This window comes from Solicola gregarius (assembly GCF_025790165.1).
Lineage (GTDB): Bacteria > Actinomycetota > Actinomycetes > Propionibacteriales > Nocardioidaceae > Solicola > Solicola gregarius.
The window spans coordinates 4,864,970-4,878,178 of the sequence record NZ_CP094970.1 but is presented as its reverse complement, the minus strand read 5'-3'; the positions used below and the strand labels follow the sequence as shown (position 1 = coordinate 4,878,178).

12 protein-coding genes are annotated in these 13,209 nt (G+C 66.0%); all 12 read left to right on the top strand.

The window, feature by feature from the left end; all coding sequences use genetic code 11:
* The 12 genes from drmC (at position 1) to L0C25_RS23735 (ending at position 13,141) form a co-directional block, all read left to right on the top strand.
* Positions 1 to 708 carry a DISARM system phospholipase D-like protein DrmC gene (drmC, locus tag L0C25_RS23790; RefSeq protein ID WP_271634316.1) on the top strand — a complete coding sequence of 236 codons (708 nt, stop codon included), beginning with the start codon at positions 1 to 3 and terminating at the stop codon, positions 706 to 708.
* 115 nt (positions 709 to 823) lie between these two features.
* Positions 824 to 2,149 carry a DNA cytosine methyltransferase gene (locus tag L0C25_RS23785; RefSeq protein WP_271634315.1) on the top strand — a complete coding sequence of 442 codons (1,326 nt, stop codon included), beginning with the start codon at positions 824 to 826 and terminating at the stop codon, positions 2,147 to 2,149.
* 1 nt (position 2,150) lies between these two features.
* Positions 2,151 to 2,594: a very short patch repair endonuclease gene (locus L0C25_RS23780; protein WP_271634314.1), complete on the top strand. Its 444-nt coding sequence runs from the start codon at positions 2,151 to 2,153 to the stop codon at positions 2,592 to 2,594.
* A gap of 64 nt (positions 2,595 to 2,658) precedes the next feature.
* Complete coding sequence (locus L0C25_RS23775; RefSeq protein WP_271634313.1) at positions 2,659 to 3,801, top strand: ADP-ribosylglycohydrolase family protein; 1,143 nt, start codon at positions 2,659 to 2,661, stop codon at positions 3,799 to 3,801.
* Positions 3,802 to 4,085: 284 nt separating this feature from the next.
* Positions 4,086 to 4,433, top strand: a complete 348-nt coding sequence (locus tag L0C25_RS23770; RefSeq protein WP_271634312.1) for a glycerophosphodiester phosphodiesterase family protein — start codon at positions 4,086 to 4,088, stop codon at positions 4,431 to 4,433.
* Positions 4,434 to 4,560: 127 nt separating this feature from the next.
* Complete coding sequence (locus L0C25_RS23765; protein ID WP_333908600.1) at positions 4,561 to 5,052, top strand: glycerophosphodiester phosphodiesterase family protein; 492 nt, start codon at positions 4,561 to 4,563, stop codon at positions 5,050 to 5,052.
* Positions 5,053 to 5,616: 564 nt separating this feature from the next.
* Positions 5,617 to 6,090, top strand: a complete 474-nt coding sequence (locus L0C25_RS23760) for a nucleotidyltransferase domain-containing protein (RefSeq protein ID WP_271634311.1) — start codon at positions 5,617 to 5,619, stop codon at positions 6,088 to 6,090.
* A 126-nt stretch (positions 6,091 to 6,216) separates the two neighbouring features.
* Positions 6,217 to 6,444, top strand: a complete 228-nt coding sequence (locus tag L0C25_RS23755) for a HepT-like ribonuclease domain-containing protein (RefSeq protein ID WP_271634310.1) — start codon at positions 6,217 to 6,219, stop codon at positions 6,442 to 6,444.
* Positions 6,445 to 6,605: 161 nt separating this feature from the next.
* Entirely contained in the window at positions 6,606 to 8,036 is a 1,431-nt protein-coding gene (locus L0C25_RS23750) for a DUF3375 domain-containing protein (RefSeq protein WP_271634309.1), read from the top strand.
* A 20-nt stretch (positions 8,037 to 8,056) separates the two neighbouring features.
* Entirely contained in the window at positions 8,057 to 8,623 is a 567-nt protein-coding gene (locus L0C25_RS23745) for a DUF4194 domain-containing protein (protein WP_271634308.1), read from the top strand.
* Positions 8,616 to 11,990, top strand: a complete 3,375-nt coding sequence (locus L0C25_RS23740; protein WP_271634307.1) for an ATP-binding protein — start codon at positions 8,616 to 8,618, stop codon at positions 11,988 to 11,990. Before L0C25_RS23745 ends, L0C25_RS23740 begins: the two co-directional genes overlap by 8 nt.
* Positions 11,987 to 13,141, top strand: a complete 1,155-nt coding sequence (locus L0C25_RS23735) for a DUF3322 domain-containing protein (protein ID WP_271634306.1) — start codon at positions 11,987 to 11,989, stop codon at positions 13,139 to 13,141. Before L0C25_RS23740 ends, L0C25_RS23735 begins: the two co-directional genes overlap by 4 nt.
* The last annotated feature ends 68 nt before the right edge of the window (positions 13,142 to 13,209 follow it).

Sequence of the window (13,209 nt, the reverse complement as noted above, 5' to 3'; positions counted from 1 at the left end):
ATGTCTGCCATCGCGCGTCTCGGAGCGTTGCTTACGCCGGAGGAGGCGAGCAGGGTAGCCGCCAGCCTGCGGCAGAGCCGCCGGCCGAACATCGCTGCCAAGCGGGCGTACGGGGTCAATCAGGCCGTGGTGCGGACACTGCTGCGTGAGCTGATCGGATCTGACACGAGTGTGGAGCGGGGCGTTGCCGCGCTGGAAGGTATCGCGGCGGTACCGCGTGTGCCACGTCCCGATCTCGTCTGGACCAACCCGCGCGACGTACCTGGAGCCGAAGGTCGCACTACGAAGGCCGCACTCGACCTGATCAACCGAGCTGAGGGCGTGGTCTATGCCGCGACCTACTCGGCCGGCTGGGGGTCACCGCATCTCGTGGCGTTGAAGAACGCGCGAACCCGCGGTGTCGCTGTGACGATCGTCGTAGACACCGCGCAGCGCCTTGAAACCGCGGAGATGATCGCCGGGATGCTGGACGGCGCTCGGGTGTGGACTCTCGATGAGCCTGAGGATGACGCGTACGCCATCCAACACGCGAAGCTGATCGCCGTTGATGATCGCGAAGCGTTGGTGACAAGCGCGAACTTCTCTTTGGCCGCTGCCGAGCGCAGCCTCGAATGTGGCTTGCTGAGCGTCGACGCCACCATTGCCACGGGCCTGCGGGAACGACTCGACCTGTTGCATCGCCATGGCGTACTCATCGACCTGAACTGAACGATAGGATGGAGGAGACCCGTGGCACGACTGAGAAGCTTCGAAGAAGGCACCCAGCACGTCCGAGTGCATCCGACCGAAGTGGATTGCTTCCATCAGGTGGTGACCGGGGTCGATGGCTCACGCTTCCTACACCTCACGACGTTCGGGTCTGACGACCGCCGTAGTGGTCCGAAGAGCAGCCAGTCCCTGCAACTGGACGAGTCGAACGCGCGTCAGCCCCTGGAGATCATCCGAGCGGCGTTTCCCAGTATCGGATGAGCCGGAGCGCCGACTTGACTACTCGACCACTTCGCTCGAGGATGCTCGAGTGAGGTCAGTGGGGCTCTTCTCCGGCATCGGCGGGCTCGAGCTCGGATTGTGCGACGCCGGGATCGAGACGGAGTTGCTTTGCGAGTACTGGGAACCTGCCGCCGACACACTTCGTAGACGGTTCGATGCGCCGGTTGTCGGGGACATTCGTGAGCTCCGCTCATTGCCGACGGCCGACATCGTCGCCGCAGGTTTTCCTTGTACCGACCTCAGCCAGGTTGGCCGGACGGCTGGTATCAGTGGCGATGAGTCTGGCTTGATCCGTGAGGTCTTCCGGCTAGTTGCCGACACTCCACCGACGTGGCTTGTGCTCGAGAACGTACCGAACATGCTCACGCTCCAAGGCGGATCACCTATCCGGCACGTCACTGAATGGCTCGATGAGAACGGCTGGAACTGGGCGTACCGAACGGTCGACTCCCGCCACTTCGGCGTACGTCAGCGCCGCCGCCGAGTGTTCCTCGTTGCGTCGAAGACGCAGGATCCGCGTACGGTGCTGTTCGCCGATGAGACTGGCGGGTCCAGTGCCCAGAAGCGGCACACCGCGTACGGCTTCTACTGGACCGAGGGCAATCGGGGCATCGGGTGGGGAGAGGGAGTCGTCCCGACGCTGAAGGGCGGATCGAAGCTCGGAATCGCATCGCCTCCGGCCGTGTGGATTCCCTCTGCCGAGGATGGGCGTGCGATTTGTCGGCCGAGCATCGCCGCAGGGGAGCGGCTGCAGGGATTCAGGGCAGGTTGGACGGACGGATCCGGCACGCTCGGGGAGCGATGGAAACTGGTCGGCAATGCCGTGACGGTGCCGGTTGCGAAATGGTTAGGTAGTCGGCTGGTGGCGCCGGGCTATCCCGTCGATGTCGATCGTCGCGCGTTGACGCCGGGTCGGCGTTGGCCGTTCGCCGCGTCGTCGGTTGCCGGGAATCGCGAGGCGTGGTCGATCGGTGAGCGCCCAGTCGACAAGCGATCGGGCGTGTCATTGATGAACCTGCTCGATCGCTACACCGCAGAGCCCCTGAGCCTGGGAGCGACCAGTGGCTTCACCAAACGGCTCAAGGCCAGCACATTGCGACGCGACGATCGGTTCGTGGCAGCGCTCGACGCGCATATCGCCGCCTTGACAGCGGGCTGAGATGCCCGAGCCGCTCAGCGACGACGTCCGGCGGCGGATGGAACGCCAACGCCGCCGAGACACCGCGCTGGAGGTGGCGATCAGACGCCGGCTCCATGCGCTCGGCTATCGATTCCGAGTCGATCACCGGTTGGAGCCATCGCTGCGGGTTCGAGGAGACATCGTCTTCACAAAGCGCATGGTGGTCGTGTTCGTCGACGGTTGCTTCTGGCACGGCTGTCCCGAACACGCGACCGCTCCGAAGAACAATGCGGTCTGGTGGCGAGAGAAGCTCGACGCCAACAAGGAACGCGACCGCCGGAACCGGGACGCACTTCGCGAGCTCGGCTGGACTGTGGTCTCTGTTTGGGAGCACGAATCGGCAGACGACGCCACGCGTCGCGTGACCGGTTGTCTCGAGGGGGCGAATATTGAGTTGGTGTCGCCGAGCGACGGTCCAACGTGAGCCCGTCGGACGGGTCCCATTCGGTGGCCGCTCGTGGAGTGGCGGAGTGAGAGATAGGTCGACGATGGTCAGCAGACCGGCAGACCGGCAGATGCTCGAGGCGTACGGCTCGCGTGTGCGGGGTTCGCTGCTAGGCGGAGCCATCGGCGATGCGCTGGGTGGTCCCGTCGAGTTCTGGGATCTGGACCGCATCCACCGCGGATGCGGCCGCGAGGGTGTCAGGGAGTACGTGCCCGAGGACGTCGGGGGCACTATCGCGTACGGCCGGATCACCGACGACACGCAGATGACGCTGTTCACCGTCGAAGGCATGATCCGGGCGTCGGTCCGCACCGATCGCGGGCTGGGTTTCACAGTCGCGGTGCTGCATCACGCGTACGACCGATGGCTCGATACACAGTTGCTCCCCCGGCCCGATGGTGAGCGTGATAGCTGGCTCATCACCGAACGCTGGTTGTACTCGCGCCGGGCACCCGGAAACACCTGCCTCGACGCGCTGAAGGTGGCGCGGGACGGCGAACGGAGGATCCGGCCGTTCGGTGGCGCGGCACGCAACCAGTCGAAGGGCTGCGGCGGTGTGATGCGTAGCGCACCGTTCGGGCTGCTGCCGCCCTGGACATGGGCATCGCTGCAATCGCAGTTCGACGCGGCCGCCGAGGCGGCTGGCTACACCCACGGGCACCGCACCGGACAACTGGCCTCGGGTGCCCTCGCCGTGCTGATCGGCGCGATCATGCGTGGGCAAGACCTCGCGGAGGCGGTCGACACGATGCTGGAGCAACTGCGCCAGTACGAGCACCACGAGGGGACCACACACGCGATCGAGCAAGCCGTCGATGCCGCGCGGGAGCCCGCCAGCGCAGCCGCGATTGAGGAACTCGGGGACGGGTGGGTCGCCGAGGAAGCACTCGGCATCGCCGTCTACGCCGCACTTGCGTACCCGGAGCCAAGCGAGATTTGCGATGCGCTGGCCCTAGCAGTGACCCACTCCGGCGACAGCGACTCCACGGGAGCGATCTGCGGCAACATCCTGGGCGCGCTGCACGGCGAGACGGCCCTGCCGCCAGTGCTCGCCTTCGAGGTGGAAGGACGCGGCACGATCCTCACTCTCGCCGACGACTTCATCTACGAGTTCACGGCCGGCGACCGACTTCATGGCGACTACGGTCCCGATACGAGATGGGGGATCCGCTACCCGGGCTGGTGAGCTCGAAACTGTGGCAGTTGCCCTTGTTCAGTATTCGTGGCTTTTCGGGAAAACTGAACATGCACAGATCCTGAACAATCGATGACCCGCTCCCAGGCGACCGTGATCACGACGCGACCGGCGTACTCGGCCGTGGTGAGCGCGGCGCGGCGCATAGGACGAACTTCATTTGTCGGTCATGCGCAGTTTCGGGACTGGTCCCCGCGCGGCAGTGGGCTGAGGGCGTGAAGGCGAGCCGATGAACGTACGCGGCTCGTTGTCCGTTCCCATCTGGAGGATGACCGATGCGTCTACAACCCTTCCGTTTCGTAGCGGTGGCCATGGCCGTCGCTGTCGCGCTCGGGCTTGCTGTGACCGCCCCGACCGCGGCGAATGGCAGTCCGAACCGTGCGCCGGCCGAGCGGGTCGTCGCCGACGTCTCGCACCGTGGTGCGTCTGGCTACGCGCCTGAGCACACGTTCCCCGCGTACGACCGCGCCATCCGCATGGGCGCCGACTTCATCGAGCAGGACCTGCAGATGACCGCCGACGGCGTCCTGGTGGTCATGCACGCCAGACGCTGGACCGTACCGCGAGGGGGCCGAAAGCAAACTGCACCGGAGCCGTGGGCACCAAGACGCTCGCGCAGCTGAAGACCTGCGACATGGGCAGCTGGTTCAACGAGGCGTAACCCCGACAGGGCGGGCCTGACTACGTCGGCTTGGAGATCGCGATCCTGCGGGACGTTTCGAGCGTTACCGGCACCGGGCGAACTACTACATCGAGACCAAGTCGCCGTCGCTGTACCCCGAGATGGAAGACAAGCTGCTCGCGCTGATGGACGAGTTTCACCTGCTGAATCCGGCACGTGATCGCTGGCAGGTGCTCATCCAGTCCTTTAGCGAGACAAGCCTGCGTCAGATCGACTCGGCCGCTCCGGAACTCCCGCTCGTACAGCTGGTTTCGGGTAGTGCGACCAGTGGCGAGGTCCGTGCAGGTGCCGCCGAGGTCGCCACGTACGCCGAGGGACTCGGGCCGTCGCACAGCGACGTTGACGCGGGGGTCATCGAGGGTGCGCATCAGTCGTGCCTGGCCGTGCACCCCTACACGGTCAACGACGTCGACGACACGGTCCGCCTGATCGAGATCGGGGTGGACGGGATGTTCACCAATTTCCCCGACAAGCTCAACGACGTACTCGGTGACCGCGCCGTGCACGGCAAGCGGGCCGCGGTGCTCGCCAAGCGCGCGCACGACGTCTGCGTGGCCTGACCCTCCAGGGTTTGTGACGTAACGGTGTGTTTGACCCCGGGGAGGTCGCCGTTGCGTCACAAATCTCGCGGGGCGTCCTTGACGGTCGCGGTCACGAATCTCTCGACGGCCGCATTGGTCGGTCGCTCCTCCCAATCGGCGAACAGGAGGTGGCCGCCCCCGACGTGGGACAGCGTCAGCGCGCCGATATCGGCGTCGGGCGCGATCCTGCCTGCGTCGCGCTCGGCGGAGAGGTACGCGGCGATGGCCGTCGTCGCATCGGCATCAGGTGGCCGATCTTGCGTTCCATCTTTGGTCTGGTGGCTCGGAAGTCGGCCTGCAAGTCTGGTCTGGGTGGCTCGGGCCAGGTGCCGTTGGTGTGGGCCGGTGCTATTCGACGGATTCGGTCGAAGCCACGTTGCGTGATCCACCGCCGGCAACGGACTGCTCTACCGAACGCAGGATGTTCGAGTCTTCCAATCGCATGGCATCTACTCTGCTGATCGCAGCAATGGAGGTGGCGCTTACGGAGCTGCCAAGGTGCTTGCGAGTGGATGTCCCTTGGCCCGCTGATAAGATTGCCTTATGGAGTTGATGGCCGTCTATCGCGATGCCCGACGGGATGAGGAAGTTGCTCGTCTGCGTCGCGTGCTCGCGCTGCGTGCGATGGTGGCAACGGGCATGAGCCAGCGAGACATCGCCGAGACATTGGGTATCTCGCAGCCGGCTGTCAGCCAGCAGTTGAAGTTTGCGCCGGATCTCGCTGCGGTGCACCCGGGGGTGCTACTGGGTGCAGCCACGCCGGTGCTCAAGGCGCTGGCCGATGCGTATGGCTACACGGACTTGGCAGCTTTCGGTTCGGTCGCACGCCGACAGGCGCATCAAGACTCCGACATCGATCTGCTGATCCAGGCACCTGACGGGACGTCATCATTCGCGTTCATCCGATTCAAGCAATTGATCGAGGAGATTCTCGGGCGGACCGTCGACCTCATCTCGTACGGCGGTCTCAAGGCGGGACTGGACGACGACATCCGTCGTGAGGCTGTGCTCATTTGATGGACCGCAAGACAGCCAAGGAGTTGCTGCACATTCGAGCTGGCTCGGGCGTGCCGACGCGATTGCACACCAAGGCAAGGCTGCGTACCTGGCGGACGATCTCCTACAAGAGGCCGGAGACTCCTCATGATGAAGCTGGGAGAGGCGGCCAATCGACTGGCGAAACTTGGCGTGCTCGCACCCGACGGCGTGGACTGGGCGCTTGCCATCGCAAACCGAAACTTCATCATCCATCAGTACGATGAGATCGACCGCGAACTGACCTGGTTGACGCTATCGGTTGACCTCGCCGATTGGCGACAGTCGCTTCGCGAACTCTTCGAGCAGGCAGCGGTCACGATCGATGGGTACTGACGCGGTCGATGGTTACCTGCCCACCTGTGCGGGCGCTGGCCGACCTTCCGTCCCCGCTGCGCGCTCCGGAGGGACGCTCGACGCCCTCCACCTCGCGGCATGCCGGCCCTCGCTTGTCGGTCGCGGCCTCTACGCTGGACCGCGTCGACGGGAGGTGAGCCATGGAGTACGCCGAGATCGATGCGCTGCGCGAGAAGCATCCGGCATGGAAGTTGCTCCGCGCCGGCAATGCCTCGCTCGTGCTCGCATTCCTGGGCCGGTGGTACGTGGAGGACAACCACGGCGCCACTGGAGTCTCCGAGCTCGCCAATGCTCTGGACGACGAGCTCTATGCTCGCAACCTCGACCATGGCGACGGAGATCGGTTTCCCAAGCGGCCCGAGGAGTACCTCGAAGACTGGGCTGCCCCCGACGCCAGGTGGCTGCGCAGCTTCTACCCCGACCATTCCGATGAGGTGCATTACGAGGCCACGTCGGCGTTCGAGAAGGCGTACGCCTGGGTCACCGGCCTGGCCGAACGCGAGTTCGTCGGCACCGAGTCCCGGCTGCACACGGTCGTCGAGCTCCTTCGGCAGATCGTCCACGGCACCGACGGCGACCCCGAGGCCCGACTGGAGCGGCTACGCGAGCAGCGCGATGCCCTCGACCGAGAGATCGCGGATGTCGAGTCCGGGCAGGTCGCCGTGCTGGGCGACGGTGCCGTACGCGACCGGTACCAGCAGTTCGCCAGCACCGCCCGGGAGTTGCTGAGCGACTTCCGCGAGGTCGGAGAGAAGTTCCGTGAGCTCGACCGAAACGCCCGCGAGAGGATCGCCGGGTGGGAGGGCTCCAAGGGCGACTTGCTCGCAGAGCTGGTGGCGAGCCGCTCCGACATCGGCAGCTCCGACCAGGGCACGACCTTCCAGGCGTTCTACGATTTCCTACTCTCCGAGCGCCGACAGGACGAGTTGAGCGACCTGCTGCGACGCGTACAGCAGCTCGATGCGGTGACGACCGACCGACGGCTCGGCACGATCCATCACGACTGGTCGTTGGCTGCCGAGCGTACCCAAGGCACGGTCCGCAAGATCTCCGAGCAGTTCCGCCGGTTCCTCGACGACCAGGTGTGGGTGGAGAACCGCCGCGTCGTCGACCTGGTACGCCAGATCGAGGCCACCGCGCTGGAAATACAGGACGAGCCTCCCGCCGACGGCTTGATGATCGATCTCCCCGGCATCCCGATCAGCCTGCCGATGGAGCGTCCGCTCTACAGCGTGCAGCCCGCCGCAGAGGTCGACAGTCTGCTGACGCCGTCGGCGGAGGAGGACCTCGACATGACGGCGCTCTTCGGGCAGCACTTCGTCGATCGTGCTCGGCTGGCCGACAACCTACGGGCCGTTCTCCCGGCGGCCAGCGCCACCAGCCTCAACGAGATCATCGATCTCTATCCGATCGAGTACGGTGCCGCCGAGATCCTCGGCTATCTCTCGCTCGCCGAGGACGACCTGGACGTGGAGATGGACGAGACCGACGAGAGCATCATCGACTACGTCGATATCGACGGTCACGCCCGTCGTGCCCGACTGCCCGGCGTGAGAGTGAGCCGCCGATGAGAACGCCCGAGGAACATGCCGTGGCCACCACCATCATCGAGCTGATGCGTGGTGTCGTCTATCGCGAGACCCACGAGTCGGGGTGGGAGACACTCGACCGGCACGGCGCCGCCGTACGTGATCACTTCGCCACTCTCGGCGTCGATGTCGTCGTCGACGACACGGCAGGCTACGCCTACCTCAAGTCCCAGCCCGAGGACGATGGTGAGGAGCCTTTGCCACGGCTGGTACGCCGCCGTGCTCTCACCCATTCGCAGAGCCTCTTGCTGGTGCTGCTACGTAAGCGGCTCGTGGAGTTCGACACCGTGGCAATCGACGGCAAGCTGGTCCTGAGTCGCGACCAGATCGTCGACGAGTTGCGTACGTTCCTGCCCGAGTCCTCCCACGAGGCACGGATGATCGACAAGGTCGACACGACCATCAAGCAGGTGGCAGATATAGGCTTCCTTCGCCCCTTGCAGGGGAGCAGTGACCAGTGGGAGGTCCGGCGGGTGCTGAAGGCGTACGTCGATGCCGAGACGCTGGGCGACTACGCTGCCAAGCTCGAGGAGTACGCCGCGGGACTGCGGGGCGATGCCGATGAGTGACGGGCTCTTCTCTGCTGCCGGGCTCGCCGATGATTCCCGAGCGGGCTACCGGTTGCAGCGGATCGAGGTCTACAACTGGGGCACGTTCGACCAGCGGGTCTGGCGCCTGACGCCCGACGGAGAAACCTCCCTGCTCACCGGCGACATCGGCAGCGGCAAGTCCACCCTGGTCGATGCCGTCACGACGCTGCTCCTGCCGGCCAACAAGATCACGTACAACAAGGCCGCCGGTGCCGAGTCGAAAGAGCGCACCCTGCGCAGCTACGTTGAGGGCCACTTCAAGTCCGAGCGCAACGAGGCCACAGGCACCTCCCGGCCGATCGGGTTGCGTGACCATCGGTCGTACTCCGTCGTCCTCGGCGTCTTCGTCAACGCGGGATACGACGAGGAGGTCACCCTCGCTCAGGTCTTCCACCAGAAGCAGCGCGACAAGGGCCAACCAGACCGGTTCTTCGTCACCGCCATCAAGTCGCTGGCGATCGATCCGGACTTCACCGACTTCGGCACCGACCTCAATCAGCTCCGTAAGCGGCTGCGCGGGGCGGGCTGCGAAATCAGCAACAACTACCCGGAGTACTCCCGGCGACTCCGGCGGTTGCTCGGCATCAGGTCTGACCAGGCCCTCGAGCTGTTCGGCCAGACCGTGTCGATGAAGTCCGTCGGCAACCTGAACGAGTTCGTGCGCGACCACATGCTCGAGCCCGCAGACTCCTCCGCGCGGGTGCGTGACATCGTGGGTCACTTCGACGACCTCACGAAGGCCCACGAGGCAGTGACCCGGGCACGCGAGCAGCTCGCCGCGCTGATCCCGCTGGTCGACGCGGCCGACAAGTACGACACGGCGCTCGAACAACGCGCCGGACTCGACCGGCAACGCGAGGCCGTACGCCTCTACATCGCCGAGCTCCGGCTGCGGCTCCTCGACGAGGAGTTGGAGGCGCACAAGGCCGAGTCGGCTCGCGCCAACCGCGAAGCCGAGGAGTTGGCCGCGCGGCGAGTAACGCTGGTGAGCGAGCGCGACGGACTGATCGGCGAACGCGCTGCCGCCGGTGGTGACCGGATCGGCGAGCTCGAACGGCTGGAGCGGATCGCGCGCGAGGAAGCCGAGGCGCGAGCCGGACGGCGCGCACGCTATGCCGGCCACCTCGCCGACGCCGGCCTCGCCGAGGTCACCGATGCCGACGGGTTCGTCCGTGTCGGCGAGCAGGCAACGGCTGAGCTGGCCGGGATCGCCGAGGAACGCAAGCGGCTGGATCACGCCGTCGCCGAGCGACTCAGCGAGCGATCACGGATACGTGAGGCGACGCAGGAGACCAAGGAGGACATCGAGAGCCTGCGCGGACGACGCAGCAACCTCGGTCGGAACCAGCTGGCGGTACGCGAGGCACTCTGCCGCGACCTCGGACTCGACGTCGACGATCTGCCGTTCGCCGGCGAGCTCATCGACGTCGCCGAGGGGTACGAACAGTGGCGCGGCGCCGCGGAACGCGTACTCCGCGGATTCGCCCAGTCGCTGCTCGTCGATCAGCAGCACTATCAAGCCGTGTCACAGTGGGTCAACGAGCGGCACCTCGGGATGCGGCTGGTGTACGAGCGAGTGCCGCACCGCAGTGTCGGGCTCCAGCCCCACGGCGAGGAGGGCGGTCTGATCCTCGCCGAGACGCTCGAAGTGGCTGGCGGCCGGTTCGAGGACTACCTCCGATCGCAGCTCAACCGCCGCGCGGGGCATCGCTGCGCCGAGACGCTGGACGAGTTCCGCGAAGCGATGCGTGCGGTCACCCGCGAGGGGCAGGTACGTTCCGGAGACCGGCACGAGAAGGACGACCGGTACCGCGCGGACGACCCACGCCATTGGCTACTCGGCTGGGCCAACGAACGCAAGATCGAGGCACTCGAGTCGCATGTCGCGGAGTTGGAGTCCCAGTTGGCCGAGGTCGACCGGGCCGCCGAGAAGGTGGACGCCGAACGTGACGCGATCCGCAGTCGAGAGACAGCGTTGGAACGCCTCGCGGAGTACTCATCCTGGACTGAGCTCGACGTTGAAGAGGCCGAGCAGCGTGCGGCCTTGGCACGTACGGAGCGCGAGCGTCGGCTCGCCGGCTCGTCGGAACTGGCCGAGATCGAACGGCGCATGACCGAGGTCGGCACCGCGATCCGCGAAATCGAGGGCCACGAGAAGCAGGCCCAGCAGGACATCGCGCGCGTGGGCGAACGCATCGATCGTGCCGAGGGGGCCCGGGAGCAGGACCGATCGCTTCTCGCCGCGACTGACCGCGCGTACCTGACCGGCACGCGAGCGTCGTACGACGCTCTCACCAACCGACTCGGTAGTGATCATCCGACCCGTTCCGACGACTGTGCCGCGGCGGAGAGCGGGCTGACCGCGGAGCTGGGCGGACGGATCGAGCGCCTCACCCAGCAGATGAACGCTCAAGCCACCAACACACTCCGGCACATGGCCGAGGTTCGACGCCGGTGGCCCGAGTCCACCACGGAGATGGACACCGACATCGGAGCGAGGGCCGAGTTCCGGGCCTTCCACGACCGCGTGCGCGACGATGACCTGCCGAGGTTCGAGGAGGACTTCAAGCGGCAGCTCAACACGGAGACGATCAAGGAGCTCGCCGGATTCAACAACTGGTTGCGGCGACAGCGCGACGTCATCCATGACCGCGTCGCCACCATCAACGACGCACTCGCCGCCATCGACTACAGCCCAGGTCGGATCATCCGGCTCGAACCCGAGGCGACGCCCAACACCGACGTCCGGCAGTTCCAGACCGACCTGCGCGACGCGACCGGCGACACCCTCACGCCGCAGGATGATCGCTATTCCGAACAGCGGTTCCTCGACGTGCAGCGGATCATCGAGCGATTCCGCGGGAGAGAGGGCCACACCGACTCCGACAAGGCGTGGACCGCGAAGGTCACCGACGTGCGCAACTGGTTCACCTTCTCCGCGTCCGAGCGCGACCGGGAGACCGATGAGGAGCATGAGCACTACCGTGATTCGGACGGCAAGTCCGGCGGGCAGAAGGAGAAGCTCGCTTACACCATCCTCGCCGCCTCACTGGCGTACCAGTTCGGCCTGGATTGGGGTGTCAAGGAGTCGCGCGACTTCCGATTCGCGGTGATCGACGAGGCGTTCGGGCGAGGGTCGGATCAGTCGACGCGTTACGCCCTCGACCTGTTCGCCAAGCTGGGGCTGCAGTTGCTCGTGATCACACCTCTGCAGAAGGTGCATGTGATCGAGCCGTACGTCCGGGCGATCGGGTTCGTCGACAACCCGTCCGGAAACAACTCGCGGCTGCAGACGCTGACGATCGAGGAGTTTCACGAACGACGCCGGGTGGAGCGTGCCGAGTGACGCGTTGGACCACGCCGGCCGACGTCAGGGCCAAGGTGCAGCGTCGCTGGGACGACCAGACGTTGTTGCGGGCACTGGCCGCCGGCGAGGACTTCCCCGCGCAAGACTTCCCAATCCGTGGACCCAAAGTGAGCGAGATCGGGGTGGATGTCGGCGCGGTGCGGGATTGGATCGCCGCTCTCGAGGACGCGAGCCGTCAGGGCGAATGCTTCGAGATCGAGTGGAGCGTGATCGGGGGTCGTGAGATCGGGCGCAATCGGTTCCCAACCCGCGCCCGCCTGACCAGCTACGACCAGGCGTGGGCACTTCTCGGCGCGAAGCGAAGGGTCGCCTCGTACGTCGAAATCCTCGAGCTGGTGAGCGACCTCCCGGTCGTACGAGCATGGGTCGGCGATCACCCGCTCAAGTCGCTGGACGCAACCGACGACTGGGAGAGTTTGCTCGCTGCGTACCGGTGGCTCGCGGCCGCACGAGGCTCGGGGCTGTACTTGCGTACGATCGATGCGCCGGGCGTGGACACCAAGTTCGTCGAGCGGCATCGGCCAGTGCTCGGCCAACTCCTAGGGGCGGGCAGGAGACCGTCGGCGTTCGCTCGCGACCTCGGCCTGGCCGCCAAGCCGGACACAGTCCGGATGCGCTTCTGCCCGGGGTTCCTCGGCCTGCCGCGCAGCGTCACCGAGGCGACGTTCCGGGTCGACGAGATCGCTGGTCTCCAGGTCGGCGTAGGTTGCGCCGTGGTCGTCGAGAACGAAGTGACCTTCCTCAGTCTCGATCCTCCGAACGATGGCGTGTTGCTGTGGGGTAAGGGATTCGATGTGGACCGGGTGGGTGCGCTGCGCTGGCTGGCCGATGTGCCGGTTTGGTACTGGGGTGACCTCGACACCCACGGTTTCGCCATCCTCGATCAGCTGCGGGCGTGGCTTCCACAGACCGAGTCGTTCCTGATGGACCGAGCGACGCTCCTCGAGCATCGTCAGCGGTGGGGGAGCGAGACCGGGCCGACCAGTGCTCGGCTTGGGCGCCTCGCGACCGACGAGGCTTCGGTCTACACGGATCTGGTGACCGACCGCTACGGCAACGCCGTCCGGCTGGAGCAGGAGCGCATCGCCTGGGGCTGGGCGACCGAGCGCCTGCCATACCAGCGGATCTGACCGCCAGCGTTCCCGTTTTGGAGAGTTTGGGTCGGTTTGCGCATGCTGAAACCGACCCAAACTCTCCA

Coding starts and splice junctions, on each gene's coding strand:
- drmC (WP_271634316.1), top strand. CDS start 1: ATGTCTGCCATCGCGCGTCTCGGAGCGTTGCTTACGCCGGAGGAGGCG.
- L0C25_RS23785 (WP_271634315.1), top strand. CDS start 824: ATGGCTCACGCTTCCTACACCTCACGACGTTCGGGTCTGACGACCGCC.
- L0C25_RS23780 (WP_271634314.1), top strand. CDS start 2,151: ATGCCCGAGCCGCTCAGCGACGACGTCCGGCGGCGGATGGAACGCCAA.
- L0C25_RS23775 (WP_271634313.1), top strand. CDS start 2,659: ATGGTCAGCAGACCGGCAGACCGGCAGATGCTCGAGGCGTACGGCTCG.
- L0C25_RS23770 (WP_271634312.1), top strand. CDS start 4,086: ATGCGTCTACAACCCTTCCGTTTCGTAGCGGTGGCCATGGCCGTCGCT.
- L0C25_RS23760 (WP_271634311.1), top strand. CDS start 5,617: ATGGAGTTGATGGCCGTCTATCGCGATGCCCGACGGGATGAGGAAGTT.
- L0C25_RS23755 (WP_271634310.1), top strand. CDS start 6,217: ATGATGAAGCTGGGAGAGGCGGCCAATCGACTGGCGAAACTTGGCGTG.
- L0C25_RS23750 (WP_271634309.1), top strand. CDS start 6,606: ATGGAGTACGCCGAGATCGATGCGCTGCGCGAGAAGCATCCGGCATGG.
- L0C25_RS23740 (WP_271634307.1), top strand. CDS start 8,616: ATGAGTGACGGGCTCTTCTCTGCTGCCGGGCTCGCCGATGATTCCCGA.